The following is a 25,029-nucleotide window of genomic DNA, read 5'->3' on the forward strand; positions in this document are numbered from 1 at the left end:
CCTCATCTGTCCTGACAGACATCGCACCTGTTTGTTCTGCGAGAGAGCGTGGATCCGGGCCCGTTTCGGGCATCCGGCGACATTGCGCCCTCTAGGACGGTGTCTCGGAGGGAGAGGTTCACTCTCCTGATCACAAAGCCCGGACGGACGAACGCACGGGCGTACGGAAGGCGCGGGCAGGTAGCAAGGCATGGGTCTCACGAGCAACAAGGTGCTGGCGCTGGCGGTGGTGGCCGGCGTGCTGCTGTTCGCCGGGACGGTGTGGCTGTGGCCGCGGCTGGCCCGGCGGAGCGTGCGGGCCGTCCTGGGGAGGGTCGGACTGCTGCTCGCCACCCAGGTGGCGGTCTTCGCGGCCGTGGGGCTGGTCGCCAATCAGTCCTTCGGGTTCTACGGCAGCTGGGCCGACCTGTTCGGGCGGGAGGACGGGCAGGGGGTGGTCGTGGATCACTCCGCCGGGGCGGGCGACGGGCCGTTGCGGGTCGTCGGTGAGCGCCGGGTGACGCCTGCGGGCGGGGCGCGGCCCGAGGTCACGGGGCGGGTCGAGGAGATACGGGTCGTCGGGCGCACGTCGCGGATCGCGTCCCCCGCGTTCGTCTATCTGCCGCCGGAGTACTTCCAGGCGCGCCACCGTGACCGCAGGTTTCCCGCGGCCGTCGTCCTGACCGGTTATCCGGGGACGGCCGAGGCGTTGGTGGACAAACTCCATTACCCGCGTACGGCGCTGGAGCTGGCGAAGGCCGGTCGGATGCGGCCGACGATCCTGGTGATGCTGCGGCCCACGGTGGCGCCGCCGCGCGACACGGAGTGCGTGGACGTGCCGGGCGGACCGCAGACGGAGACGTTCTTCGCGAAGGACCTTCCCGAGGCGGTCAGCGCCCACTACCGGGTGGCCGGGGGGCCGCGCGGCTGGGGTGTCGTCGGCAACTCGACCGGCGGCTACTGCGCCCTGAAACTCGCCGCGCACCACCCGGAGGTGTACGCCGCCGGGGCCGGGCTGTCCCCGTACTACGAAGCGCCGAACGACCCCACCACGGGCGACCTCTTCCAGGGGGACGAGGAGCGCGAGAAGCGGGCCGACCTGTCGTGGTACCTCAAGCACGCTCCCGCGCCCGACACTTCACTGCTCGTCACCAGCAGCAGGACCGGCGAGACGAACTACAAGGACACCCTGAAGTTCATCGAACTGGTGAAGGGCAAGAGGCCGACGCGGATCTCGTCGATCATCCTGGAAAGCGGCGGGCACAACTTCAATACCTGGCGGCGGGAGATTCCCGCGACGCTGCGGTGGCTGGACGAGCGGCTGGGTGGGGGCGGCAGTGATAAATGATCTTGGAATTCCGGAGTAATGCGCTCGTCGTCGGGGATGTGAATTCCCGGTTCCCTGTGAACACGTCGGAGAGCGCCGTGTTTTTACGGGGCGGGGCGCCAAGATTCGCCTACGCGCGGTAAGTTTCTGGCCATGCCACGTGGACGTCACCGCCATTCCCCGCCTCTGCACAGGCTGCTTCCCCCGTCGGCGATCGCAGGCGTTTCGGTCGTCTGCGCCCTCGGGCCCTGGGTGTTCAGCGAGACCGCGATCCTTCGCGTCCTGGCCGCGGCCGCCGCGGTGACGGCCGTGGTCGGCGCGGTCGTCATGCGGCACTGGGACGCGCAGGCGGGCCGGCAGGTCGCCGACCTCACACGCGCGCGGGCGAGCGACGAGTGGCGCTTCGAGGAACGGGTCGCCGAACTGGAGTCCGACCTGGAGGAGTCGCGCGCGCTGCGGCAGAAGCTGGAGCACCGGCTGCGGGCCAAGCGCACCGAGCTGGCGGGGCTGCGCAACGAGCACGCCGCGCTGCTGCGGCGCTACGCCACGGCGGAGACCGAGCGCGCCAGCGCGCTGGAGGGCCGCCGGCTGCTGGAGATAGAGGCCGCGCCGCAGACACCCGCGCTGCCCGCGGCCCGCCCCGCCCCGGCCCAGGAGACGCCGGACCGGGCCACGCCGGATCAGGTGACGCCGGACCAGGCCACGCCGGACCCGGACGAAAAGGGCGGCGGCGACGAGGTCTCCGCGCCCGCGGTCTTCTCGCCCGCGGGGTCCCGGCTGTTCCTGCGGGCGAGCGCGGCACTGGCCCGCCTCGACGGGGACGCGCCCGACCCGGACGGGGGCGACCGGGCCGAAGCGTCCGACGACTCCGACGGTGACGGCGGCGGTGACGGCGGTGACGGCGGTGGCGAGGGCGCGGCGGCCGAGGCGGGGCAGGAGGACGAGGCGCAGGGGCAGACCGAGGCGGCCGACGGCCACGAGCGCACCGGTGCCGCCTCCCCGTCGACCTCCACCGACGAGGGGCCCGCGCAGCCCACTCAGTCCACCCGGCGGGCCGACGGGCACTTCACGGTGCCGACCGCGGTGGCCGTCGTACCGTCGGCTCCGGCACGGCGTCCGGCGGTCGAGGGCGGCTTCGACTTCTTCGGCACCAAGGACCCCGAGGGCGCGGTGGACGGGGCGGCCGCGGCGTCCGCTTCCGACGCCGCTCTGGAGACCGTCCAGAACGAGGACCTCGCCGACGTGGTCGGCCAGGAGGCGCTCGCCCTGCACAAGGCCGAGGCCGAGGTCGCCTTCAAGCAGCCCGGTGCGGAGTCCCGGGGCGTGGGCCAGGTGATCGACCTGACGGCCCACGACGAGACCGAGCAGATCGACGTACAGGGGCTGCGCAGCGCGGTCTCCTGACCGCCCCCGGCGCGTCGCGGGCCCGGCGGGCCTCAGGCCATCCAGCGGTCGGGCAGGGCGTCCCGGCGGCCGGTCCTGGACCGTTCCGCCTGGCTCCGCAGCAGCTCCGCGGCCTCGTCCGCGTCGCGCAGGCGGGCCGTCACGGTCTTGTTCGCCCCCGTGTCCACGTGGACGTCGGCCAGCCGCAGGGCGCGCCGCCAGGGCCCCTGCGTCAGGCGGACGCTCTGCACCTTGGCGTGCGGCACCAGCGCCAGGCTGCGGCGCAGCAGGCCGTACCGGGCGGCGAAGACCGCGTCCGTGACGGCGAGGCCGTGGCCGCGCCACCACAGCGGTCTGCACCGCGCCGCCCGCCGCGGCGGGCGCGACAGCTCCGCTCCCGTCGGCACGGTCACCCCGGGCAGCACGCGCGCGACGACCGACTCGGCGATCTCGCGCGGGGCGACCGGCAGCAGCACCGAGTTCGACGACCCGGCCACGTCCAGCTCCACCCGTACCCAGCGGCGGCGCCGCCACAGCAGCGGCTCCACGAGGCGCACGGTCTGCACCCGGCCCGGCGGCACCGTCTCGTGGGCGCGGTCCAGCAGCCCGTGGTCGATGCGGAGCCCGTCCGGGGACTCGGCCACCGTCCAGTCGTACTCCCCGACGAACCGGCCCGCGCTGCTCGCGCCCGCGGCGCCCACCAGCGGCAGGGCGGTCGCCAGCACCGTCCACAGGTTGTGGGTGGCCAGCCACAGCAGGGTCGGTACGACGACGGCGGCGAGCAGCGTGCCCCAGGTCGCGCCGGTCAGCAGCAGGGAGACGGCGAGGACGCCGGGCGGCACCCGGAGCAGCTGCCGCGAGGGGGCCTCGCCGACCTCGTGCGCGGTCTCGGGCGCGAAGCCCGCCGCGCGCGCGAGCAGCTCGGCCCGCAGCGCACGCGCGTCGTCGGCGCCCAGGAAGGCCAGTTCGTCCTTCTTGCCGGTGCCTATGACGTCGAGCTCGAGCTTGGCGACCCCCGCGACCCGGGCCAGCAGGGGCTGGGTGACGTCGATCGCCTGGATGCGTTCCAGGCGGATGTGCGCGGTGCGCCGGAACAGCAGTCCGGTGCGGATCCGCAGCTCGCTGTCGGTCACCGCGTAGTGGGTGAACCACCAGGTGAGGAAGCCGTACAGGGCGGCGGCCGGGATCAGTACGGCGAGGCCGATCAGCAGGTGGGTCGTGGTCAGCCGGGTCAGCTGGCGCTGTGCCTGGTCGGGGTCGTGCACGGCCCACCCGACGAGCACGGCGACCGGCGCCCACGCCCGCCGCAGGGGTGTGACCGGGTGCAGGCGCCGCTCGACGACCTCCGCGACGGGCGGGAGCGCATCGGTGCCGGTGCCGGTCCCCGCCGGGCCGGGCGCGGGGGCTGTCGTACGGGCGGTCGGGCCCGGTGTGTCGTCCGGGGGGCGGGGTACGTCGTGCGGGGGCCGGCTGGGGGCGCCGGCCTCGCTTGCCGCGGCGACCGACGCGTCCGGCGGGTTCGCCGGGTCCGTCGGGCCGGGCTTCCTGACGCCGTCCGCCGGTCCGCCCGCTCCGCCCGCGCGTCCCGTCGTGTCGTCCTCGGCCGTGTCCTTCCCGGCCCCGGGCCCGGTCACAGTCCCGCCGATCGGGCCTCGCCCAGCTCGGTGAGGCGGTCGCGGAGGCGTTCCGCCTCGGCCGGGTCGAGGCCGGGGATGGTCGCGTCGGTCGCGGCGGCGGCCGTGTGCAGCTGCACGCTGGCCAGGCCGAAGTGCCGCTCGACCGGCCCGGAGGTCACCTCGACCAGCTGCATGCGTCCGTACGGGACGACGGTCTCCTCCCGCCACAGCACGCCCCGGCAGATCAGCAGGTCGTCGGCGCGCTCGGCGTACCGCCAGGAACGCCAGTTGCGCCCCAGCATCACCCAGCCCCAGGCCAGCAGGGCCAGCGGCAGCAGCGCCAGGGCGGCCCAGTAGGGGGTCAGGAACAGGGCGGGCAGTACCCCCGCGGCGAGCGTCAGCAGGCCGAGCCACACCACCAGCAGCAGTCGCCGCATGTGCAGCAGCCCCGGCGGCAGGCCGGTCCACACCGGCTCCTCCCGCGCCGGAACCGCCGTCGGCCCCGCCGGACCCGCCGCCCGTGTCGCCCCCGCCGTGCCCGTGTCGTCCGGGCTCCCCGTCTCCATGGGGCCAGCGTACGTAGGGGAGACTGTGTTCATGACTCCTACGACGGAGACCACGGTCGGAATCGGCGGTGCCGCGGAGAGCACCGACATGGTGCTCAACATCGGGCCCCAGCACCCGTCCACCCACGGCGTGCTGCGGCTCAAGCTGGTTCTGGACGGCGAGCGCATCACGAGCGCGGAGCCGGTGATCGGGTACATGCACCGCGGCGCGGAGAAGCTGTTCGAGGCCCGTGACTACCGTCAGATCATCATGCTCGCCAACCGCCACGACTGGCTGTCGGCCTTCTCCAACGAGCTGGGCGTCGTCCTCGCCGTCGAGCGGATGCTCGGCATGGAGGTCCCCCCGCGCGCGGTGTGGACGCGGACGCTGCTCGCCGAGCTGAACCGGGTGCTCAACCACCTGATGTTCCTCGGGTCGTACCCGCTGGAGCTGGGCGGCATCACCCCGGTCTTCTACGCCTTCCGGGAGCGGGAGGTCCTCCAGAACGTGATGGAGGAGGTCTCCGGCGGGCGCATGCACTACATGTTCAACCGCGTCGGCGGTCTCAAGGAGGACCTTCCGGCGGGCTGGACCACGCGCGCGCGTGCCGCCGTCGCCGCCGTGCGCTCGCGCATGGACGTCTTCGACGACCTGGTGCTCGGCAACGAGATCTTCCGGGGGCGTACGCGGGGCGTGGGCGCCCTGAGCGCCGAGGCCGTGCACGCCTACGGCGTCAGCGGGCCGATCGCGCGCGCCTCCGGCGTCGACTTCGACCTGCGCCGCGACGAGCCCTACCTCGCCTACGGCGATCTCCAGGACACCCTCAAGGTCGTCACCCGCGCCGAGGGCGACTGCCTGGCCCGCTTCGAGTGCCTCCTGGAGCAGACGCACAACGCCCTCGACCTCGCCGACGCCTGCCTGGACCGCCTCGCCGGGCTGGACCCGGGTCCGGTCAACCAACGGCTCCCGAAGGTGCTGAAGGCGCCCGAGGGCCACACCTACGCCTGGACCGAGAACCCGCTCGGCATCAACGGCTACTACCTGGTCAGCAAGGGCGAGAAGACCCCCTACCGGCTGAAGCTGCGCTCGGCGTCGTACAACAACATCCAGGCGCTGGCGGACCTGCTGCCCGGGACGCTGGTCGCGGACATGGTGGCGATCCTGGGGTCACTGTTCTTCGTGGTCGGCGACATCGACAAGTAGCGCGGCGGCGTCGAGGGCGCCCACCGGCTGGAGCAGCCACCAGAAGTCGCCCAGGCCGCCCGGCGCGGTCAGTTCGGCGGCCCGGGAGGCGCTCGCGAGGGCGCGCACGTACGCCGCCGGATCGGTGGAGGCCAGCGCGAGCGGAGGGCGTGCGCCGGTGACGCCGAGGGCGTGCAGGGCCTCGCGCTGGGGGCGCATCAGCGCTGCCGGGGGCGCGTACCCCGGAGTGCACCTCGCGGTGTGGGCGGCCGCGCACGCGTCCAGTGCCACGTGTGCGGTGATGTCGCACGACCCGTCGGGCACCGGCGCCGTCTCCCGGCCCTGCCGGAAGCCCGTGAGCGTCCCGAACGGCGGGCGGGCGGCCGCCGTGTGCGCGTAGTCGGCGGCCACCGCGAGCCCGGCGTCCAGCGCCGCCACGGCCGACGCCCAGGCCGCGTCGCGGGGGAGCCCGATCTCCGCCCGCAGCCCCTCCTCGCCGGCCAGCGGCCACCACCGGGCCAGCCACTCGGCCTCCGCCCCGGCCACCGGCTCCCCGAGCCGCTGCGCCCCGTCGCCCCGCACGAGCACCCGACGCACCACGCCCGCGGCGTCCACCTCCGCCACCTCCACCGGCACGTTGTCCAGCCACTCGTTGGCGAACAGCAGCCCGGTGAGGCCGTGCGGCGGCTCGCGGAGCCAGCGGACCCGCCGGTCGAGGCCCTCGGGGCGGGCGGCGATCTCGACGGCGTGCGCGCGCGTGCGGGCGGCCACCTCGGCGGGCAGGGCCGCCAGCACCCCGGTGACCAGCTCGCCCCGTCCGGCCGCCATGTCCACGAAGTCGAGCACCGGGGGCCGGCCCAGCGCCTCGTCGACCCGGCACAGCAGCCGCGCCACGGCCCCCGCGAACAGCGGCGACGCGTGCACGGACGTGCGGAAGTGCCCGGCCGGCCCTTCGGGTCCCACGCGGTAGAAGCCCTCCGGTCCGTAGAGGGCCTCCTGCGTGGCCTCTCGCCAGCCCCGCCACTGCTCCCGCGTCTCCGCAGCCCCTCTGAGCCCTGCCGTCCCTGGTGTCACAGACCCAGGCTAGGGGCACAGAAGAACGGAGCCTCCACCTTGGGGAGTATGCGCGGACGATGCGGATCGGCCCTCCGGTTGACCCCTGCACCTATTCCACTTCCCTACGCTGGGTTACGTGCAGCGCCTCTACGACTTCCTCCGCAGACACCCGACCGGTGTCGACACCTTCTGGGCCCTCGTCGTGCTCGGCATCTCCCTGGTGTCCTCGGCGACCACGGGGACGCGGGCGGACGGGACGGACAACGTGGCGCTGATCGTCCCCTTCGTGGTGCTGCTCAGCCTGGTGATCGCGCTGCGCCAGCGGGCGCCGGAGCGGATGCTGCTGCTCGCCGTCGCACTCGGCGTGGGGCAGTTGGTCTTCGACGTCGCGACGATGCCCGCCGACTTCGCCTTCCTGGTGATCATCTACACCGTGGCCGCGACCGGCGCCCGCTGGGCCTCCCGTACCGCGCTGACCACCGGCCTGTGCGCTGCCCCCTTGGCCCAGCTCCGCTGGGCCGACAGCGAGCTGGGCATGGGCCCCACCATCGCGGTGACGGTCTTCCAGGCGGTCCCCTTCGCCCTCGCCTGGGTGCTCGGCGACTCCATCCGCACCCGGCGCGCGTACTTCGCGCAGCTGGAGGAGCGCGCGACCCGGCTGGAGAAGGAGCGCGAGGCACAGGCCAAGGTCGCGGTCGCCGCCGAGCGCGCCCGGATCGCCCGCGAGCTGCACGACGTGGTCGCGCACAACGTCTCCGTCATGGTGGTGCAGGCCGACGGCGCCGCCTACGTCCTGGACGCGGCGCCCGACCAGGCGAAGAAGGCCCTGGAGACCATCTCCTCCACCGGCCGGCAGGCGCTCGCGGAGATGCGCCGCCTGCTCGGCGTGCTGCGCACCGGCGAGCACAAGGAGGCCGGGGAGTACGTTCCGCAGCCCGACGTCGAGCAGATCGAGGACCTCGTCGAGCAGTGCCGCACCTCGGGGCTGCCGGTCGACTTCAAGGTCGAGGGCACCCCGCGGCAGCTGCCCAGCGGAGTGGAGCTGACCGCGTACCGCATCGTGCAGGAGGCGCTGACCAACACGCGCAAGCACGGCGGCGAGAACGCGGGCGCGAGCGTGCGCCTGGTCTACTTCGACGACGGGCTCGGCCTGCTCGTCGAGGACGACGGCAAGGGCGCCCCGCACGAGCTGTACGAGGAGGGCGGCTTCGACGGCCAGGGCCACGGGCTGATCGGCATGCGCGAGCGGATCGGCATGGTCGGCGGAACCCTGGACGCGGGCCCCCGGCCGGGCGGAGGATTCCGGGTCAGCGCGCTGCTGCCGCTGAAACCCTCGCCCTGACCACCACGCCCCCACGCATGTCCGACGTTGACACCTGTAAGGAAGAAGAGGCCCGATGGCGATCCGCGTGATGCTCGTCGACGACCAGGTGCTGCTGCGCACCGGGTTCCGGATGGTGCTGGCGGCCCAGCCGGACATGGAGGTCGTCGCGGAGGCGGGCGACGGCGTCGAGGCGCTCCAGGTGCTGCGCTCGACCGCCGTGGACGTCGTCCTGATGGACGTCCGCATGCCCAAGCTCGACGGCGTGGAGACCACCAGCCGGATCTGCGTGGACCCGGCCGCGCCGAAGGTGCTGATCCTGACCACCTTCGACCTCGACGAGTACGCCTTCTCGGCGCTGAAGGCGGGCGCCTCCGGCTTCATGCTCAAGGACGTGCCGCCCGGCGAGCTGCTCGCCGCGATCCGCTCCGTGCACAGCGGTGACGCGGTGGTCGCGCCCTCCACCACCCGGCGGCTCCTGGACCGGTTCGCGCCGATGCTGCCGGCCACCGGACAGGAGCCCCGGCAGAAGGAGTTGCAGCGGCTCACCGAGCGGGAGCGCGAGGTGATGGTGCTGGTGGCGCAGGGCATGTCCAACGGCGAGATCGCGGCGCGGCTCGTGCTGTCGGAGGCGACCGTCAAGACGCACGTGGGCCGCATCCTGACCAAGCTGGGCCTGCGCGACCGCGTGCAGGTGGTGGTCCTCGCCTACGAGACCGGACTGGTGCGGGCCGGCGGCGGACACGGCTGACCGGCCTGTGCGCGGGGCTCCGCGTCGGTAGGGTCTGCGCATGCTCCTGTGGATCAACGGCCCTTTCGGGGGCGGTAAGACGCAGACCGCGCACGAGATACGGCGCCGGCTGCCCGGCAGCGTCGTCTGCGACCCCGAGCACGCCGGCTTCGGACTGCGCCGCATGCTGCCGCCCGAGCTGCGGCAGGACTTCCAGGACCTGGTCTCCTGGCGGCAGGGGGTCGTGGAGGTGCTGGACCTGGCCCTCACCGGACACGACGGCGTCGTCATCGTGCCCATGACGGTCACCGACTCCGGGTACTTCGCCGAGACCGTCGGCCGGCTGCGCGAACTGGGCCACGACGTCCACCACTTCACCCTCCTCGCCGAACGCGGGACCGTCGTGCGGCGGCTGCGCGAGCGCCGCCTCGGACAGGGCCTGCGGTACGTGACGGGGAGGCCGCGCCGGGAGAGCTGGGCCGTGCGGCGGCTCGACCACTGCCTGGAGCGGCTGGCCGAGCCGGAGTTCGCCGAGCACCTGTGGACGGACCACACGACCGTCCCGAAGACCGCCGACCGCATCGCCGTGCTCGCGGGACTCACCCTGAAGCCCAACAACGAGGGCGCGCTGCGCACCCGGATGCGGCAGGCGGGGGTCGGCCTCCGGCACATCCGGCTCGACTGACCGGCCGGCCCGCGACGGCAAGGGCGGGGCTAGCGCAGGATTCCCTCCAGGAAGTCGCTGCCCAGCCGGGCCACCACCGTGACGTCCAGCTGGTGCAGGACGTACCGGCCGCGGCGCCGGGTGGTGATCAGTCCGGCCTTCTTCAGCACGCCCAGGTGCCGGGATATCTCCGGGGCCGTCATGCCGTGCGCCTGGGCCAGCTCGCTCGTGGTGTACGCGCTGCGGGCCAGGTGCCGGCAGATCCGCATCCGCACCGGGTGGGACAGCGCGGTCATCCGCAGGGTGAGCTGCTCGACCGACGGCGGTGAGGCCAGCTCGGGGGAGCCGACCGGGTAGTGCAGCACCGGCTGCCAGTCGTGCCGGTGCAGGACCATCAGGTGCGGCCAGCCCAGGCTGGTCGGGACCAGCAGCAGGCCGCCGTCCGCCGTCGCCGAACGTCCGTCGCCCAGCTTGTCGACGATGATCCGCGCGCCGCCCTCGTCCAGCGTCACCGCCGGGGACACGGCGGCCAGCGCCCCGGCGAGGCCCTTGCGGCGCAGCAGGTCCGTCTTGTGCCGGGCGTCCGCCGCGAGCTGGTGGCGCAGCCGGGACCAGGCCTCCGCGAAGAACGCCTCGTCGCAGTCCCGCGCGAACTGCCGCAGCCAGTCCCTGATCCGCGGCGGATCGGCCAGCAGCCGCTCGCTGAAACGCAGCTGCTGCGGTCCCCGCGCGGCGGCCAGGTCCAGCGCGCGCCGGCGCACCTCGGAGTCCTCCAGCGCCGAGACCCCACCGGTGCTGTACGGCAGCGCGCAGGTGAACTCCAGGGCCGCGTCGACGAACTGCTCGTCGGACAGCTTGTCGAGCAGGTCCAGGTCCTCGGCGAGGGTGGCGCCGGGCAGGGTGCTGCGGCCCGGCACCCCGGCGAACGGCATGAACAGGTCCGAGAAGGTCGTCCGCCACAGGAAGTCGGCCTCGCACATCCGGTCGGCCAGATGCGAGTCCAGCCGGGCGGTCACGCCGGTCGCCCAGCCCTGCAACCCCGGGTGGTGGCCCGGCTCGGACAGCGCGTGCAGCGCCATGCCCAGCTCGGCCAGCGGTGAGGGCACGACGGCGACCCTCTCCGGCCGCAGCCCCGCGATGTCGATGCGCACGCTCATGCCCCCATGGTGCACGCCGCCACCGACAACGCGGCCGCCGATTGACCGCCGCCGTCAATCGGCGCGACCTGGCGCGCGGACCGGAGCAGTCTGGGGCCATCGGGGCAGCCGCGGAGCCCCCTTCCCCTCCACTTCCCTTCCTCACGTTCCCGACGTTCGCGTTCTCCGCGACGAAGGCGGTCCGCCATGAGCATCACGCAGCAGTACCTCCTCGACACCTACCGTGCCCGGCAGCTCGGCGAGTCCGCGCCGCCCGCGCCCGGCGCCCACGACTGGCAGGTCGTGCGCGAGTGGCACGACCGCCGTCAGTTCGAGGCTGTGCTCGCCGGGCGGCCCGCGCGGGGACGGGTACGGCGGGCCCTGCGCAGGTGGTGGTCCCTGTGGCCGCGGGCCCTGGGCTGACGCGGGGGCGCCGGCCCGCCGCGTTCAGCCGGCGGACCCGGCCTCGGCGCCCCGGGCCCGGCGGTCTCAGCGCTCCAGCCGTGCCGCGAAGTCGGCGACCGCCGCCCGCACGTCCTCGGCCGTCCACTCCAGGCCCGCCTCGTCGACCGAGACCTCGGTGACGGCCATCCCCGGGCCGGGGGCGGACCAGCCCCGGGAGAACAGCATGGTCCCCGTCTCCTCGCCGTGCCGGACCGCGGCCTCGCCGACGACATCGGCGTCGTAGGGCAGCCAGACCTGGAACTCGTGGGTGTGCGGCACCTCCGGGTGCACCCGCGCCCACGGCAGCCCGGCCGCCGCGAAGCCCTCGCGCAGCGCGGCGGCCACCACGCGCGCGTGGGCCACGTACGCGGGCAGCCGGGGCAGCTCGCGCTCCAGGCCGGACAGCGCCGACAGCACCGTGGGGAACTGCTGGAACACCTCGCCGCCGTACCGGTGCCGCCAGGCCCTGGCCTCCTCGACCAGCGTCCGCGGGCCGGCCAGGGCGGCACCGCCGTACCCCTTGAGGGACTTGTAGAACGAGACGTACACGCTGTCCGCGAGGCCGGCGATCTCGGCCAGGGGGCGGCCGAAGTGGACGGTGGACTCCCACAGGCGGGCTCCGTCGAAATGGACCACCGCGTCGCGCTCCCGGGCGGCCTCGACGACCTCGGTCAGCTCCTCCCAGGCCGGCAGGACGAACCCGGCCTCCCTGAGCGGCAGCTCCAGCATCAGCGCCCCGAACGGCTCCGCGACGTCGCGTACCTCGTCGGCGGTCGGCACCCGGGGCTCGCTGGTCACCCGCACCGGGCGTAGTCCACTGACCCGGCTGAAGGCGTGGCGCTCGTGCAGCTCGGGGTGGCTGAGCCCGTGCAGGGCGACGACCGGGTTGCCGGTGCGGCCCGCCCAGCAGCGCAGCGCCACCTGCTGGGCCATGGTGCCGGTCGGGAAGAAGGCGGCGGCCTCGGTGCCGAGCAGGGCGGCGGTCTTCTCCTCCAGAGCCTCCACGATGCCGTTGCCGTACATGTCGGCCGGCTCGTCGAGGTCGTACAGTCCGTCCGCTCCGTCCAGCAGGGCGAGGCGCTCCCGCACCGTGGCGCTGAACCCGGGGGACGCGAGCACGCGCCGCGCGCCGCGGTGCGCGGCCACGCGCCGCGCACGGAGCCCCCCGCTCCGATCCGCCGCAGGTTCACCCGCCTGTTCCGCCTGCTCCGTCCGTTCCGCCCGCTCCGTGTGTGCCGCCGTATCGCTCATGCCGGGATCATGCCGCGCGGCGGCCGCCGCGGGCACCCGGGTTTGCCCGCCCCTTCCGAAACCCGCCCCCCACGCGCGCGGCCGGACGTGTCCCCCGCCGTCGCACGGAAACCCACAGCCTGTGGACAACCGGACGTCGCCCGGACCGATCGCGTTAACATGACGAGAAATCGTCCGGTACCCCGAGCGGACTGGAACGGGAAGGCCGTCGTCGCGTGAACACAACCCCACAGCCAGACCCCAAGGACCGCCCCGCGCGGCTCACCGTAGGCGTCGTCGGCGCCGGGCGGGTGGGCCCCGCGCTGGCCGCGTCCCTCCAGCTCGCCGGGCACCGTCCGGTGGCCGTCTCCGGGGTCTCCGACGCCTCCAGGAGGCGCGCCGCCGTCCTCCTCCCCGACGTGCCGCTGATGACGCCCGCGGAAGTCCTCCAGCGCGCCGAACTGGTCCTGCTGACCGTCCCCGACGACGCCCTGCCCGGCCTGGTGACCGGGCTCGCCGAGACCGGGGCGGTCCGCCCGGGCCAGTTGCTGGTGCACACCTCCGGGCGGTACGGCGCGAGGGTCCTGGACCCCGCGCTGCGCGCCGGCGCCCTGCCGCTGGCCCTGCACCCGGCGATGACGTTCACCGGTACCCCGGTGGACGTCCAGCGCCTGGCCGGCTGCTCCTTCGGCGTCACCGCGCCCGAGGAACTGCGGCTGGCCGCCGAGGCCCTGGTCATCGAGATGGGCGGCGAGCCGGAGTGGATCGCCGAGGACCGGCGCCCGCTCTACCACGCGGCGCTGGCCCTGGGCTCCAACCACCTGATCACCCTGGTCGCCCAGTCCATGGAGCTGCTGCGCACGGCCGGGGTGGCGGCCCCCGACCGGATGCTCGGCCCGCTGCTGGGCGCCTCCCTCGACAACGCCCTGCGCTCCGGCGACGCGGCCCTCACCGGCCCCGTCGCGCGCGGGGACGCGGGCACGGTCGCCGCGCACATCGTGGAGCTGCGCGCCCACGCCCCCCAGGCCGTCGCCGGCTACCTGGCGATGGCCCGCGCGACCGCCGACCGCGCCCTGGACCACGGGCTGCTGAAGGCCGAACTGGCCGAGGACCTGCTCGGGGTACTCGCCGACGGAGCCACGGGAGCCACCGGCACCGGAGCCACCGGCGGCCCGACCCCGGACGGAAAGCACGCCCCCGACGAAAGCCCCGGCACCGAAGGCCCCGACGGAACCCCCGGCCCGGAAGGCCCCGACGGCACCGACGGAGGCGCCCGATGACCACCACCCCGCCCGACCTGCTCCGCACCGCCGACGAACTGCACGCGCGCGTGCGGCCCGGCCGCCGGGCCGTCGTGATGACCATGGGCGCCTTGCACGAAGGCCACGCCACTCTGATCCGCACGGCCCGCGACCTCGCGGGCCCCGACGGCGAGGTCGTCGTCACGGTCTTCGTGAACCCCCTCCAGTTCGGCGCCGGTGAGGACCTCGACCGCTACCCGCGCACCCTGGACGCCGACGTGGAGATCGCCGGGCGGGCGGGCGCCGACGCCGTCTTCGCCCCCTCCGTCGACGAGGTCTACCCGGGCGGCGAACCCCAGGTGCGCGTCACCGCAGGACCCATGGGCGAACGCCTGGAGGGCGCCTCCCGCCCCGGCCACTTCGACGGCATGCTCACCGTCGTCGCCAAGCTGCTCCACCTCACCCGCCCCGACCTCGCCCTCTACGGCCAGAAGGACGCCCAGCAGCTCGCGCTGATCCGCCGCATGGTCCGCGACCTGAACTTCGGCGTGGAGATCGTCGGCGTCCCCACCGTGCGCGAGGAGGACGGCCTGGCCCTGTCCAGCCGCAACCGCTACCTCTCCACGGCGGAGCGGCGTACCGCTCTCGCGCTCTCGCAGGCGCTCTTCGCCGGCCAGGACCGGCACGCCGCCCAGGAGGCGCTCTGCGCGCGGGCCCGCGAAGTACCCGCCACCCGGGCACGCGCCGAGGCGCTGGGCGCCCTGGGCGAGTCCCGCGCGGCGGCCGACGCGCACGCCGTCGCCACGTCCGCGCCCGGCAGCGCCGCGGCCGTCCGGGACGCCGCCCGCCTGGTACTGGACGACGCCGCCCGCGCCACCCCGCCCCTGGAGCTGGACTACCTCGCCCTGGTGGACCCGGCCGACTTCACCGAGATCGGCGACGACCACACCGGCGAGGCCGTCCTCGCCGTCGCCGCCCGGGTCGGCGGGACCCGCCTGATCGACAACGTCCACCTCACCTTCGGACCCCTCGGAGCCGCCTCGTGACCAGCACAGGCATACGACTGCACGCCCCCGCGCCCGGCTGGGCCGTCGCCGCCGACGTGGTGGTCGTCGGCTCCGGCGTCGCGGGCCTCACCGCGGCCCTGCGCTGCGAGGCCGCCGGGCTTCGGACCGTCGTCGTCACCAAGGCCCGCCTGGACGACGGCTCCACCCGTTGGGCGCAGGGCGGCGTCGCCGCGGCCCTCGGCGAGGGCGACACCCCCGAGCAGCACCTGGACGACACCCTGGTCGCGGGTGCCGGCCTGTGCGACGCGGAAGCGGTCCGCATCCTGGTCACCGAGGGCCCGGACGCCGTACGCCGGCTCATCGAGACCGGCGCGCACTTCGACGAGTCCACCGAGGGCGGCCTGGCGCTCACCCGCGAGGGCGGCCACCACCGCCGCCGCATCGCCCACGCGGGCGGCGACGCCACCGGCGCCGAGATCTCCCGCGCCCTCGTCGAGGCGGTACGCGCGCGCGGGCTGCGCACGGTCGAGAACGCCCTCGTCCTCGACCTCCTCACGGACGCCGAGGGCCGCACCGCGGGCGTCACCCTGCACGTCATGGGGGAGGGCCAGCACGACGGCGTCGGGGCGGTCCACGCCCCCGCGGTGGTCCTCGCCACCGGCGGCATGGGCCAGGTCTTCTCGGCGACCACGAACCCCGCCGTCTCCACGGGCGACGGCGTGGCCCTCGCCCTTCGCGCGGGCGCCGAGGTGAGCGACCTCGAGTTCGTCCAGTTCCACCCCACCGTCCTCTTCCTGGGCCCGGACGCCGAGGGCCAGCAGCCCCTGGTCTCCGAGGCGGTGCGCGGCGAGGGCGCCCACCTGGTGGACGCGGACGGCGTGCGCTTCATGCGGGGACAGCACGAACTCGCGGAACTCGCCCCCCGGGACATCGTCGCCAAGGCCATCACGCGCCGCATGCAGGAGCGGGGCGCCGAGCACATGTACCTGGACGCGCGCCACTTCGGCGCCGACATGTGGGAGCGCCGCTTCCCCACGATCCTCGCCGCCTGCCGCACCCACGGCATCGACCCGGTCACCGAGCCGATCCCCGTCGCCCCGGCCGCCCACTACGCCTCCGGCGGCGTCCGCACCGACGCCCACGGCCGCACGACGGTCCCCGGCCTGTACGCCTGCGGCGAGGTCGCCTGCACCGGCGTGCACGGCGCCAACCGCCTGGCCTCCAACTCCCTCCTGGAGGGACTGGTCTACGCCGAACGCATCGCCGCCGACATCGCGGCCGGGACGGTCGACGCCCGCGTACCGGCCCCCCTGCCGCACCCCGAGCACCCGGAGCACCCCCTCCTCCCGCCCGAGGCCCGCCTCACCATCCAGCGGATCATGACGGAGGGCGCCGGCGTCCTGCGCTCGGCGGACTCCCTCACGCGCGCGGCCGACCGGCTGGACGGCCTCCACGCCGAGGCCCGCGAGGCCCTGCACGAGAACGGCAAGACGTCCGAGCCGGGCGTCGACACCTGGGAGGCCACCAACCTCATGTGCGTGGCCCGGGTCCTGGTGGCCGCGGCGGCACGGCGCGAGGAGACCCGCGGCTGCCACTGGCGCGAGGACCACGCGGACCGCGACGACACGACGTGGCGCCGCCACATCGTCGTACGGCTGAACCCGGACCGCACCCTCGCCGTGCAGACCACGGACACGCCAGAATTCCCCCCTACCGTCCACGGCGCCCAGCCGACGCACCGTCCCCAGGAGCAGTGACAGCAGTGAACCCCTCCGACCCCAACGAACTCCCCCTCGCCTCCACCGGGGGCTGCGGCGACGGCTGCGCCTGCGGCGCGGACACCGAGGAAGACACCTACCTGGAGTGCGGCCTCGACCCGGCCCTCGCGGCGCTGCTGCTGGACTCCGGACTCGACCCGGTCGAGGTCGAGGACATCGCGAACGTCGCCATCCAGGAGGACCTGGCGGACGGCGTGGACGTGACGACCGTCGCGACCATCCCCGAGGACGCCGTGGCGACCGCCGACTTCACCGCGCGCGAGGCGGGCGTCGTGGCGGGCCTCAGGGTCGCCGAGGCGGTGCTGTCGATCGTCTGCACCGACGAGTTCGAGGTGGAGCGCCACGTCGAGGACGGCGACCGCGTGGAGGCGGACCAGAAGCTGCTCTCCGTCACCACCCGCACCCGCGACCTCCTGACCGCCGAACGCAGCGCGCTGAACCTCCTGTGCCGCATGTCGGGCATCGCGTCGGCCACGCGCGCGTGGGCGGACGCCCTGGAGGGCACGAAGGCCAAGGTCCGCGACACCCGCAAGACGACGCCGGGCCTGCGCAGCCTGGAGAAGTTCGCGGTCCGCTGCGGCGGCGGCGTCAACCACCGCATGTCCCTCTCGGACGCGGCCCTGGTCAAGGACAACCACGTGGTCGCCGCGGGCGGCGTCGCCGAGGCCTTCAACGCCGTGCGCGAGAGCTTCCCCGACGTGCCCATCGAGGTCGAGGTCGACACCCTGCACCAGCTCCGCGAGGTCCTGGACGCGGGCGCCGACCTGATCCTCCTGGACAACTTCACCCCGGACGAGTGCGAGGAGGCCGTCGCCCTGGTCGCCGGCCGGGCCGCGCTGGAGGCGTCGGGCCGCCTGACCCTCACCAACGCCCAGGCGTACGCGGCCACGGGCGTCGACTACCTGGCCGTGGGCGCCCTCACCCACAGCTCCCCGATCCTGGACATCGGCCTGGACCTGCGAGCGGCGGAGTAGAGCCCCATGCTGCTGACGATCGACGTAGGCAACACGCACACCGTCCTCGGCCTCTTCGACGGCGAGGACATCGTCGAGCACTGGCGCATCTCCACCGACTCGCGCCGCACGGCCGACGAGCTGGCGGTCCTCCTCCAGGGCCTGATGGGCATGCACCCGCTGCTCGGCGACGAGCTGGGCGACGGCATCGACGGCATCGCCATCTGCGCGACGGTCCCCTCCGTCCTGCACGAGCTGCGCGAGGTCACCCGCCGCTACTACGGCGACGTCCCCGCGGTCCTGGTCGAACCGGGCGTCAAGACCGGCGTCCCGATCCTCACCGACCACCCCAAGGAGGTCGGCGCCGACCGCATCATCAACGCGGTCGCCGCGGTCGAGCTGTACGGCGGCCCGGCGATCGTCGTGGACTTCGGCACGGCGACGACGTTCGACGCGGTCAGCGCGCGCGGGGAGTACGTCGGCGGCGTCATCGCCCCCGGCATCGAGATCTCGGTCGAGGCACTGGGCGTCAAGGGCGCCCAGCTCCGCAAGATCGAGGTGGCCCGGCCGCGGAGCGTGATCGGCAAGAACACGGTCGAGGCGATGCAGTCCGGCATCGTGTACGGCTTCGCCGGCCAGGTCGACGGCGTCGTCCACCGCATGGCCCGCGAGCTGGCCGACGACCCGGACGACGTGACGGTCATCGCGACGGGCGGACTGGCGCCGATGGTGCTGGGCGAGTCGTCGGTCATCGACGAGCACGAGCCGTGGCTGACGCTGATGGGATTGCGGCTGGTGTACGAACGAAACGTGTCCCGCATGTAGGTGACCCGGCGTGGGTGTGGCCGCGGGGGTGGGTCGCGAGCCCCGCGTAGCGGGGTGCCGCTGCGCCCACCCGTGCCGCCCCAGCGGCACGACTGCCCGCAGCCGCGTACGGCGAGAAGGGGTCGTGTCGGGGGGTGTCCGCCCGCAGCGGTTGGCGCGTCCGCGCCGGTGAGTTCTGTGGCCGACCGATTCCGCGCCGTTCCGAGGACGGACACCCCCCGGCGCGGCCCCGACCCCCAGACAACGCACCGCGCAACGCGCACCCCCACGCACCCGCATCCGGGTGGGCACGCACGCCACACCCTTGCCCCCTATGCGGAGTTTGTCTGATTAGCGCGTATCGTCGCCGCATGCCCACGCCCTACGGACCCCGCGGCGGCATGGCGTTCGGTGCTCAGGAGCTGCGCGTGCTCCGGCGAGCCCTCGCCCTCGCCCTGAACCCCAGCCCGGTCTCGGCCCAGGAGGCCCAGGACTGCCTCCGGCTCGCAGAATCGCTCGACGAGGCGATGCGGGAGGGGGCCAGGCTGCGCGCCTTCCTGGTGGCCGACCTGGCCCGGTACCGCGCCGCCCTTCCCGGCACCGCCACCGGCTACCTCGCGCTCCTGGACGAGGCGCTGAGCGCCGGCCACCGCCCCGGCGCGGACGACCTCGCCGCCCTGGGCGCCCTGCGCGGCAACCCCGCCGCGGCCACCCTCCTGGCCCGCTGCCGCCCCGAAACACCCACGGCGGCCACGACGACGCCCACGGTCACGCTCCCCGCCGCGCGCACCCGCCTCCACGCCCTCCCCGGCGGCCGGCAGTCGGACAAGGACCCCGCGCAGAAGCCCGCCCCGAAGCCGCCCGCCCCCCAGCCCGCCCCCGCCACCCCCAAGCGCCCCGTCCCCACCCCCGGCGAGGTCTTCCCCCGCCGCAAGCCCGCCCCGCCGGCACCCCCCGCCCCGGGCTCCCGGCACCACCTCGCGGCCGGCTGACGGCGCCTGGCTACCCTGGTCCCATGGACTACGTCTCCGCGCTCCTGCCCCCGGTCGTGATGGCCGTCTTCTTCATCGGCCTGATCCGGGTGATTGTGAAGACCCAGGGCGGCGCCAACAAGGCCAAGGAGGACGCGGTCGTCGACGCCGCCCTCGCGCGGGCGGAGGGCACCCGCCAGGCGTCCCCGCACCCCAAGGTCTGACCGCCACACACGGCACACACCCACGGCCCGCCAGCCCCCCCGTACGGCTCCTCCTCAGGAGCCGTACGCCCCTTTCGTGACCGTTTTCCGGCGAAAACGCACGTCCGGCACGCGATCGCCCCGATCTCCCACTATCGTTCGAAGCGTGCCTCGCCCATTGGGAGAACTCGAAGACGCGGTCATGACGAGGGTGTGGAAGTGGAACCGCCCCGTGACCGTTCGAGAAGTCCTGGAAGACCTGCAACAGGAACGGTCCATCGCGTACACCACCGTGATGACCGTTTTGGACAATCTCCATCAGAAGGGCTGGGTGCGCCGCGAGTCCGAAGGCCGGGCCTATCGATATGAGGCGGTCTCCACTCGCGCCGCCTACGCCGCCGCCCTCATGAACGACGCCTGGTCCCAGAGCGACAACCCCGCCGCCGCCCTCGTCGCCTTCTTCGGCATGATGAGCGAGGAACAGCGCCAGGCACTCGGAGACGCCATCCGCATCGTGCAGGCACCGGAAACCCCCGCACCGGGACCCGGCGCGGTACCGGACGGCGGCGAGCGATAGCGTCCCCCCATGCCAAATGCCATCAGCGTCCGGCGGGCCCGCACCAGCGATGTCCCCGACGTACGCCGGCTCCTCGACGCGTACGTCCGTGACCGCATCCTGCTCGACAAAGCGATGGTGACGCTTTACGAGAGCATCCAGGAGTTCTGGGTCGCCGAACGGGACGACAACGCCGAGGTGGTCGGCTGCGGCGCGCTGCACGTGATGTGGGAAGACCTCGCGGAAGTCCGGACTCTCGCCGTGAAGCCCGGTCTGAAGGGCGCGGGCGTCGGCCACAAGCTGCTGGAGAAGTTGCTGGACACGGCGCGCTGGCTCGGTGTTCGCCGCGTTTTCTGTCTGACCTTCGAAGTGGACTTCTTCGGCAAGCACGGCTTCGTGGAGATCGGGGAGACACCGGTCGACACCGATGTGTACGCGGAGCTCCTGCGTTCCTATGACGAGGGCGTTGCGGAGTTCCTGGGGCTCGAACGAGTGAAACCGAACACCTTGGGCAACAGTCGGATGCTTCTGCATCTGTGATCGCCGGGCAGCGCGCCAGGCGTCCACGGCCCTTCGAGGTTTATTCCACCGTCATGCCCTTCACGGGGTTCCCTATGTCCGAAACGCGCACGTTTCCGGCCCGGAGCCGGGCTACCGGTCTCCGTCGGGGGTTTGTGTTTTTCCGGCAAAAGCGGTTTGCTTTCCGGCGTAGTGCAGTACTGCATATAACAAGGGGCGGCGATACGGCGGACGCCGGCGGACTCCCGGCCCTCAAGTTATCGATGAAAGGAAATCCGGTGGCACAGAAGGTTCAGGTCCTTCTTGTCGACGACCTCGACGGCGGCGAGGCAGACGAGACCGTGACGTTCGCACTGGACGGCAAGACCTACGAGATCGACCTCACCACCGCCAACGCGGACAAGCTCCGCGGTCTTCTCGACCCGTACCTGAAGGGTGGCCGTCGTACCGGTGGCCGTGCCTCGGGCGGTCGCGGCAAGGCGCGTGCCGCTTCCGGCGGCAGCCAGGACACCGCGGCGATCCGCGCCTGGGCGAAGGAGAACGGCTGGGACGTCAACGACCGCGGCCGTGTCCCGGCGAAGGTCCGTGAGGCGTACGAGCAGGCCAACGGCTGATCACTCGACCCGCACCACGGGCCGCACCACGGGCCGCGCCACGGGCCGCGCCCGAGGCGGGCCGCTCGCGGTGAGCCGGACGCGGTGGCACTGCGTGGCCAGCGTGTGGACCAGCCGGGCGAGATCGAGGGCGGTCCCGGCACGTCCGGGGACCGACAGCGCCGGCAGCGAGGACTCCACCTCGTATCCCGGCTCCGGGGGCCGCAGCCAGACGGCGGCCCCGCGCAGGCCGTCGCGCTCCGGGGGACGCGGCGGCAGCCCGGCCGGGCCGGGCTCCGGGACCAGGGGCGCGTCCACCAGGCCGTCCGCCCCGACCGCCGTGAGGTCGAGCGCCAGCGAGCCCCACTCCAGCCACTCCAGCAGCCCGGGCAGCTCCTCCGCGGCCCCAGCGGCCACGAGCAGCAGCATCCGCCCGCCCCGGACGGCCACCGGGAACCCCGGCACCGGCGCACCCGCACCGCCCTGTCCGGACCGCTCGGCGCACGCCATCCGGTCCAGCGGGTTCAGCCGGTCCGGCCGCTCCAACCGGTCGAGCCGCTCGAGCGTCGCGTACCCCGCGCCGGCCGGCACGTCGAGGACGTCGAAGCGGACGCCGGTGCGCAGCCGCACCGGCTCCCCGGGCGCCGTCGGCCACCCGAGCGCGCTCTCGTACCACCACCGCACCCGCTCCCGCGCCGGACCGCCGTGCCCGGTGGGCCGGCGGGGCGACGGCACGACGAAGGACGCGGGAGTGACGGGGACCGGGTGCGGGGCGCCAACCATGCCAAGTGCAACCGTCCCAAGAGCCATCGGGTTACGCTGGGTGGCAATCCGAATGCGCAGAGTGCTGGACGAAGGCGGCAAGAGGGGGCGTGCGGGGGTGCGGGGAGGCGCAAGGTTGTTCGCCCGTAGCGGAGGGAACCGGTGCGCGCGGCATGGAGTGTCCGTCCCAGCGGGTAAGACATCCCTAGTGGGAGGGGGCGACATGCAGATCGGGCCGTCTCGCGTTCGCCATCGGCGTACTGGCGAGTGGGGTAAGTGCCTGGCCTGCGGGAACATCGTCTCGCACCATCGGGTTGTGGCAGATGTCGGCGTCAGGGGTCAGGAGGCCATCGACGGTGTCGGCAGTTGGAATGAGCGGTCCCCGCTTGCGGGACTAAGCTGCGGAAGGACAGGGAGGGGAAGTTCCCCTTACTGCCTGACCGCTCTGAGGAGCGATTAACGATGTTCGAGAGGTTCACCGACCGCGCGCGGCGGGTTGTCGTCCTGGCTCAGGAAGAAGCCCGGATGCTCAACCACAACTACATCGGCACCGAGCACATCCTCCTGGGCCTGATCCACGAGGGTGAGGGTGTCGCCGCCAAGGCCCTTGAGAGCCTCGGGATTTCGCTCGAGGCGGTCCGCCAGCAGGTGGAGGAGATCATCGGCCAGGGCCAGCAGGCCCCCTCCGGCCACATCCCCTTCACCCCCCGTGCCAAGAAGGTCCTGGAGCTGTCGCTCCGCGAGGCCCTCCAGCTGGGTCACAACTACATCGGCACGGAGCACATCCTGCTCGGCCTGATCCGCGAGGGCGAGGGCGTCGCCGCCCAGGTCCTGGTCAAGCTGGGCGCAGATCTGAACCGGGTGCGGCAGCAGGTCATCCAGCTGCTCTCCGGTTACCAGGGCAAGGAGACCGCCACCGCCGGCGGTCCTGCGGAGGGCACCCCCTCCACGTCCCTGGTCCTCGACCAGTTCGGCCGGAACCTCACCCAGGCCGCTCGTGAGTCCAAGCTCGACCCGGTCATCGGGCGCGAGAAGGAGATCGAGCGGGTCATGCAGGTGCTGTCCCGCCGTACGAAGAACAACCCGGTGCTCATCGGTGAGCCCGGCGTCGGCAAGACCGCCGTCGTCGAGGGCCTCGCGCAGGCCATCGTCAAGGGCGAGGTGCCCGAGACCCTCAAGGACAAGCACCTCTACACCCTGGACCTCGGCGCCCTGGTCGCCGGCTCCCGGTACCGCGGTGACTTCGAGGAGCGCCTGAAGAAGGTGCTCAAGGAGATCCGCACCCGCGGCGACATCATCCTGTTCATCGACGAGCTGCACACGCTGGTCGGTGCGGGTGCCGCCGAGGGCGCCATCGACGCCGCGAGCATCCTCAAGCCGATGCTGGCCCGCGGTGAGCTCCAGACCATCGGTGCGACCACGCTGGACGAGTACCGCAAGCACCTGGAGAAGGACGCGGCCCTGGAGCGCCGCTTCCAGCCCATCCAGGTCGCGGAGCCGTCGCTGCCGCACACGATCGAGATCCTCAAGGGTCTGCGCGACCGCTACGAGGCCCACCACCGCGTCTCCATCACGGACGAGGCGCTGGTCCAGGCGGCGACGCTCGCCGACCGCTACATCTCGGACCGCTTCCTGCCGGACAAGGCGATCGACCTGATCGACGAGGCCGGTTCCCGGATGCGCATCCGCCGGATGACCGCGCCGCCGGACCTGCGCGAGTTCGACGAGAAGATCGCCGGTGTCCGCCGCGACAAGGAGTCCGCGATCGACTCGCAGGACTTCGAGAAGGCCGCTTCCCTGCGCGACAAGGAGAAGCAGCTGCTGGCCGCCAAGGCCAAGCGGGAGAAGGAGTGGAAGGCCGGCGACATGGACGTCGTCGCCGAGGTCGACGGCGAGCTGATCGCCGAGGTCCTCGCCACGGCGACGGGCATCCCGGTCTTCAAGCTCACGGAGGAGGAGTCCTCCCGCCTGCTGCGCATGGAGGACGAGCTCCACAAGCGGGTCATCGGCCAGAAGGACGCCGTCAAGGCGCTCTCCAAGGCGATCCGCCGTACCCGTGCCGGTCTGAAGGACCCGAAGCGTCCCGGTGGCTCGTTCATCTTCGCCGGTCCGTCCGGTGTCGGTAAGACCGAGCTGTCCAAGGCCCTGGCGGAGTTCCTCTTCGGTGACGAGGACGCGCTGATCTCCCTCGACATGTCGGAGTTCAGCGAGAAGCACACGGTCTCGCGCCTCTTCGGTTCGCCCCCCGGCTACGTGGGCTACGAGGAGGGCGGCCAGCTGACGGAGAAGGTCCGCCGCAAGCCGTTCTCGGTCGTCCTCTTCGACGAGGTCGAGAAGGCCCACCCGGACATCTTCAACTCGCTGCTGCAGATCCTGGAGGACGGTCGCCTGACCGACTCCCAGGGCCGGGTCGTGGACTTCAAGAACACGGTCATCATCATGACGACCAACCTCGGCACCCGGGACATCTCCAAGGGCTTCAACCTCGGCTTCGCCGCCGCGGGTGACACGAAGTCCAACTACGAGCGCATGAAGAACAAGGTCCAGGACGAGCTGAAGCAGCACTTCCGGCCCGAGTTCCTCAACCGTGTCGACGACGTGGTCGTCTTCCCGCAGCTCAGCCAGGACGACATCCTGCAGATCGTCGACCTGATGATCCAGAAGGTCGACGAGCGCCTCAAGGACCGGGACATGGGCATCGAGCTGTCCCAGTCCGCCAAGGAGCTGCTGTCCAAGCGGGGCTACGACCCGGTGCTGGGTGCGCGTCCGCTGCGCCGCACGATCCAGCGCGAGGTCGAGGACTCGCTGTCGGAGAAGATCCTCTTCGGCGAGCTGCGTCCCGGTCACATCGTGGTCGTGGACACCGAGGGCGAGGGCGACACGGCGACCTTCACCTTCCGGGGTGAGGAGAAGTCGACCCTCCCCGACGTCCCGCCGATCGAGCAGGCGGCCGGGGGCGGCGCGGGTCCGAACCTGAGCAAGGAGGCGTAGCCCTCCGGGGTGAGCCTGGAAGGGGGCTGCCCCGGGA

The 25,029-nt window shown here is 73.2% G+C and carries 24 protein-coding genes; 18 read left to right on the top strand and 6 right to left on the bottom strand.

Features of this window, described 5'->3' with window-relative positions:
* Window positions 1-190: 190 nt before the first annotated feature.
* Both ACIRGB_RS06435 and ACIRGB_RS06440 read left to right on the top strand, forming a co-directional pair.
* On the top strand, window positions 191-1,327 hold the full coding sequence (locus tag ACIRGB_RS06435; protein WP_403859188.1) for an alpha/beta hydrolase: 1,137 nt from the start codon (window positions 191-193) through the stop codon (window positions 1,325-1,327).
* Between the two features lie 132 nt (window positions 1,328-1,459).
* Entirely contained in the window at window positions 1,460-2,710 is a 1,251-nt protein-coding gene (locus tag ACIRGB_RS06440; RefSeq protein ID WP_403859190.1) for a hypothetical protein, read from the top strand.
* Window positions 2,711-2,742: 32 nt separating this feature from the next.
* Here ACIRGB_RS06440 and ACIRGB_RS06445 read toward each other — a convergent pair whose 3' ends face one another.
* Both ACIRGB_RS06445 and ACIRGB_RS06450 read right to left on the bottom strand, forming a co-directional pair.
* Window positions 2,743-4,017 (bottom strand): PH domain-containing protein, encoded by a 1,275-nt coding sequence (locus ACIRGB_RS06445; RefSeq protein ID WP_403859333.1) that lies wholly within the window; start codon window positions 4,015-4,017, stop codon window positions 2,743-2,745.
* Window positions 4,018-4,319: 302 nt separating this feature from the next.
* Window positions 4,320-4,871: a PH domain-containing protein gene (locus ACIRGB_RS06450; protein ID WP_403859192.1), complete on the bottom strand. Its 552-nt coding sequence runs from the start codon at window positions 4,869-4,871 to the stop codon at window positions 4,320-4,322.
* Between the two features lie 31 nt (window positions 4,872-4,902).
* Here ACIRGB_RS06450 and ACIRGB_RS06455 point away from each other — a divergent pair, with 31 nt between their 5' ends.
* Window positions 4,903-6,054 (top strand): NADH-quinone oxidoreductase subunit D, encoded by a 1,152-nt coding sequence (locus tag ACIRGB_RS06455; protein WP_403859194.1) that lies wholly within the window; start codon window positions 4,903-4,905, stop codon window positions 6,052-6,054.
* On the opposite strand, the gene ACIRGB_RS06460 is transcribed toward ACIRGB_RS06455, so the two are convergent.
* Window positions 6,019-7,107: an SAM-dependent methyltransferase gene (locus ACIRGB_RS06460; protein ID WP_403859196.1), complete on the bottom strand. Its 1,089-nt coding sequence runs from the start codon at window positions 7,105-7,107 to the stop codon at window positions 6,019-6,021. The genes ACIRGB_RS06455 and ACIRGB_RS06460 overlap by 36 nt on opposite strands.
* Before the next feature lie 118 nt (window positions 7,108-7,225).
* On the opposite strand from ACIRGB_RS06460, the gene ACIRGB_RS06465 reads away from it, so the two are divergent.
* The 3 genes from ACIRGB_RS06465 to ACIRGB_RS06475 are packed head-to-tail and all read left to right on the top strand — an operon-like array spanning window position 7,226 to window position 9,825.
* The gene (locus ACIRGB_RS06465) at window positions 7,226-8,431 is read left to right on the top strand and encodes a sensor histidine kinase (protein WP_403859197.1); all 1,206 of its coding nucleotides are present in this window, start codon (window positions 7,226-7,228) and stop codon (window positions 8,429-8,431) included.
* Between the two features lie 55 nt (window positions 8,432-8,486).
* A complete protein-coding gene (locus ACIRGB_RS06470) occupies window positions 8,487-9,161 on the top strand; it encodes a response regulator (RefSeq protein ID WP_403859198.1) in 675 nt (224 codons plus the stop codon).
* Window positions 9,162-9,201: 40 nt separating this feature from the next.
* The gene (locus ACIRGB_RS06475) at window positions 9,202-9,825 is read left to right on the top strand and encodes an AAA family ATPase (RefSeq protein ID WP_403859199.1); all 624 of its coding nucleotides are present in this window, start codon (window positions 9,202-9,204) and stop codon (window positions 9,823-9,825) included.
* A 29-nt stretch (window positions 9,826-9,854) separates the two neighbouring features.
* Here ACIRGB_RS06475 and ACIRGB_RS06480 read toward each other — a convergent pair whose 3' ends face one another.
* On the bottom strand, window positions 9,855-10,961 hold the full coding sequence (locus ACIRGB_RS06480) for a DUF5937 family protein (protein WP_403859201.1): 1,107 nt from the start codon (window positions 10,959-10,961) through the stop codon (window positions 9,855-9,857).
* Between the two features lie 186 nt (window positions 10,962-11,147).
* Between ACIRGB_RS06480 and ACIRGB_RS06485 the strand changes: the two genes are divergently transcribed.
* Window positions 11,148-11,363, top strand: coding sequence for a hypothetical protein (locus ACIRGB_RS06485; RefSeq protein WP_403859203.1), 216 nt, complete (start codon window positions 11,148-11,150; stop codon window positions 11,361-11,363).
* Between the two features lie 66 nt (window positions 11,364-11,429).
* Here ACIRGB_RS06485 and ACIRGB_RS06490 read toward each other — a convergent pair whose 3' ends face one another.
* The gene (locus ACIRGB_RS06490; RefSeq protein WP_403859205.1) at window positions 11,430-12,635 is read right to left on the bottom strand and encodes a threonine aldolase family protein; all 1,206 of its coding nucleotides are present in this window, start codon (window positions 12,633-12,635) and stop codon (window positions 11,430-11,432) included.
* A gap of 215 nt (window positions 12,636-12,850) precedes the next feature.
* Here ACIRGB_RS06490 and ACIRGB_RS06495 point away from each other — a divergent pair, with 215 nt between their 5' ends.
* The 10 genes from ACIRGB_RS06495 to ACIRGB_RS06540 all read left to right on the top strand — a co-directional run bounded on the left by ACIRGB_RS06495 (window position 12,851) and on the right by ACIRGB_RS06540 (window position 21,260).
* Entirely contained in the window at window positions 12,851-13,894 is a 1,044-nt protein-coding gene (locus ACIRGB_RS06495) for a Rossmann-like and DUF2520 domain-containing protein (protein WP_403859207.1), read from the top strand.
* Window positions 13,891-14,901, top strand: a complete 1,011-nt coding sequence (gene panC / locus ACIRGB_RS06500; protein ID WP_403859209.1) for a pantoate--beta-alanine ligase — start codon at window positions 13,891-13,893, stop codon at window positions 14,899-14,901. The genes ACIRGB_RS06495 and panC overlap by 4 nt, the downstream gene beginning before the upstream one ends.
* Window positions 14,898-16,619, top strand: coding sequence for an L-aspartate oxidase (locus tag ACIRGB_RS06505; RefSeq protein ID WP_403859211.1), 1,722 nt, complete (start codon window positions 14,898-14,900; stop codon window positions 16,617-16,619). Before panC ends, ACIRGB_RS06505 begins: the two co-directional genes overlap by 4 nt.
* Before the next feature lie 5 nt (window positions 16,620-16,624).
* On the top strand, window positions 16,625-17,614 hold the full coding sequence (gene nadC, locus ACIRGB_RS06510) for a carboxylating nicotinate-nucleotide diphosphorylase (RefSeq protein ID WP_403859335.1): 990 nt from the start codon (window positions 16,625-16,627) through the stop codon (window positions 17,612-17,614).
* A 6-nt stretch (window positions 17,615-17,620) separates the two neighbouring features.
* A complete protein-coding gene (locus tag ACIRGB_RS06515) occupies window positions 17,621-18,418 on the top strand; it encodes a type III pantothenate kinase (RefSeq protein WP_403859213.1) in 798 nt (265 codons plus the stop codon).
* 350 nt (window positions 18,419-18,768) lie between these two features.
* Window positions 18,769-19,389, top strand: coding sequence for a hypothetical protein (locus ACIRGB_RS06520; RefSeq protein WP_403859215.1), 621 nt, complete (start codon window positions 18,769-18,771; stop codon window positions 19,387-19,389).
* A 23-nt stretch (window positions 19,390-19,412) separates the two neighbouring features.
* Window positions 19,413-19,592 carry a hypothetical protein gene (locus ACIRGB_RS06525; protein ID WP_403859217.1) on the top strand — a complete coding sequence of 60 codons (180 nt, stop codon included), beginning with the start codon at window positions 19,413-19,415 and terminating at the stop codon, window positions 19,590-19,592.
* A 181-nt stretch (window positions 19,593-19,773) separates the two neighbouring features.
* The gene (locus ACIRGB_RS06530) at window positions 19,774-20,148 is read left to right on the top strand and encodes a BlaI/MecI/CopY family transcriptional regulator (protein WP_403859219.1); all 375 of its coding nucleotides are present in this window, start codon (window positions 19,774-19,776) and stop codon (window positions 20,146-20,148) included.
* Between the two features lie 9 nt (window positions 20,149-20,157).
* Window positions 20,158-20,667, top strand: coding sequence for an amino-acid N-acetyltransferase (locus tag ACIRGB_RS06535; protein ID WP_030404798.1), 510 nt, complete (start codon window positions 20,158-20,160; stop codon window positions 20,665-20,667).
* A 257-nt stretch (window positions 20,668-20,924) separates the two neighbouring features.
* Window positions 20,925-21,260: an Lsr2 family protein gene (locus ACIRGB_RS06540; RefSeq protein ID WP_003975458.1), complete on the top strand. Its 336-nt coding sequence runs from the start codon at window positions 20,925-20,927 to the stop codon at window positions 21,258-21,260.
* Here ACIRGB_RS06540 and ACIRGB_RS06545 read toward each other — a convergent pair whose 3' ends face one another.
* Window positions 21,261-22,022, bottom strand: a complete 762-nt coding sequence (locus ACIRGB_RS06545; RefSeq protein ID WP_403859222.1) for an SCO3374 family protein — start codon at window positions 22,020-22,022, stop codon at window positions 21,261-21,263.
* Window positions 22,023-22,463: 441 nt separating this feature from the next.
* Between ACIRGB_RS06545 and ACIRGB_RS06550 the strand changes: the two genes are divergently transcribed.
* The gene (locus ACIRGB_RS06550) at window positions 22,464-24,992 is read left to right on the top strand and encodes an ATP-dependent Clp protease ATP-binding subunit (RefSeq protein ID WP_059302169.1); all 2,529 of its coding nucleotides are present in this window, start codon (window positions 22,464-22,466) and stop codon (window positions 24,990-24,992) included.
* Window positions 24,993-25,029 lie beyond the last annotated feature (37 nt).

The organism is Streptomyces sp. NPDC102490, from assembly GCF_044765285.1.
Classification (GTDB): Bacteria; Actinomycetota; Actinomycetes; order Streptomycetales; family Streptomycetaceae; genus Streptomyces.

Coding starts and splice junctions, on each gene's coding strand:
- ACIRGB_RS06435 (WP_403859188.1), top strand. CDS start 191: ATGGGTCTCACGAGCAACAAGGTGCTGGCGCTGGCGGTGGTGGCCGGC.
- ACIRGB_RS06440 (WP_403859190.1), top strand. CDS start 1,460: ATGCCACGTGGACGTCACCGCCATTCCCCGCCTCTGCACAGGCTGCTT.
- ACIRGB_RS06450 (WP_403859192.1), bottom strand. CDS start 4,871: ATGGAGACGGGGAGCCCGGACGACACGGGCACGGCGGGGGCGACACGG.
- ACIRGB_RS06455 (WP_403859194.1), top strand. CDS start 4,903: ATGACTCCTACGACGGAGACCACGGTCGGAATCGGCGGTGCCGCGGAG.
- ACIRGB_RS06470 (WP_403859198.1), top strand. CDS start 8,487: ATGGCGATCCGCGTGATGCTCGTCGACGACCAGGTGCTGCTGCGCACC.
- ACIRGB_RS06475 (WP_403859199.1), top strand. CDS start 9,202: ATGCTCCTGTGGATCAACGGCCCTTTCGGGGGCGGTAAGACGCAGACC.
- ACIRGB_RS06480 (WP_403859201.1), bottom strand. CDS start 10,961: ATGAGCGTGCGCATCGACATCGCGGGGCTGCGGCCGGAGAGGGTCGCC.
- ACIRGB_RS06485 (WP_403859203.1), top strand. CDS start 11,148: ATGAGCATCACGCAGCAGTACCTCCTCGACACCTACCGTGCCCGGCAG.
- ACIRGB_RS06490 (WP_403859205.1), bottom strand. CDS start 12,635: ATGAGCGATACGGCGGCACACACGGAGCGGGCGGAACGGACGGAGCAG.
- panC (WP_403859209.1), top strand. CDS start 13,891: ATGACCACCACCCCGCCCGACCTGCTCCGCACCGCCGACGAACTGCAC.
- ACIRGB_RS06515 (WP_403859213.1), top strand. CDS start 17,621: ATGCTGCTGACGATCGACGTAGGCAACACGCACACCGTCCTCGGCCTC.
- ACIRGB_RS06520 (WP_403859215.1), top strand. CDS start 18,769: ATGCCCACGCCCTACGGACCCCGCGGCGGCATGGCGTTCGGTGCTCAG.
- ACIRGB_RS06525 (WP_403859217.1), top strand. CDS start 19,413: ATGGACTACGTCTCCGCGCTCCTGCCCCCGGTCGTGATGGCCGTCTTC.
- ACIRGB_RS06530 (WP_403859219.1), top strand. CDS start 19,774: ATGACGAGGGTGTGGAAGTGGAACCGCCCCGTGACCGTTCGAGAAGTC.
- ACIRGB_RS06535 (WP_030404798.1), top strand. CDS start 20,158: ATGCCAAATGCCATCAGCGTCCGGCGGGCCCGCACCAGCGATGTCCCC.
- ACIRGB_RS06545 (WP_403859222.1), bottom strand. CDS start 22,022: ATGGTTGGCGCCCCGCACCCGGTCCCCGTCACTCCCGCGTCCTTCGTC.
- ACIRGB_RS06550 (WP_059302169.1), top strand. CDS start 22,464: ATGTTCGAGAGGTTCACCGACCGCGCGCGGCGGGTTGTCGTCCTGGCT.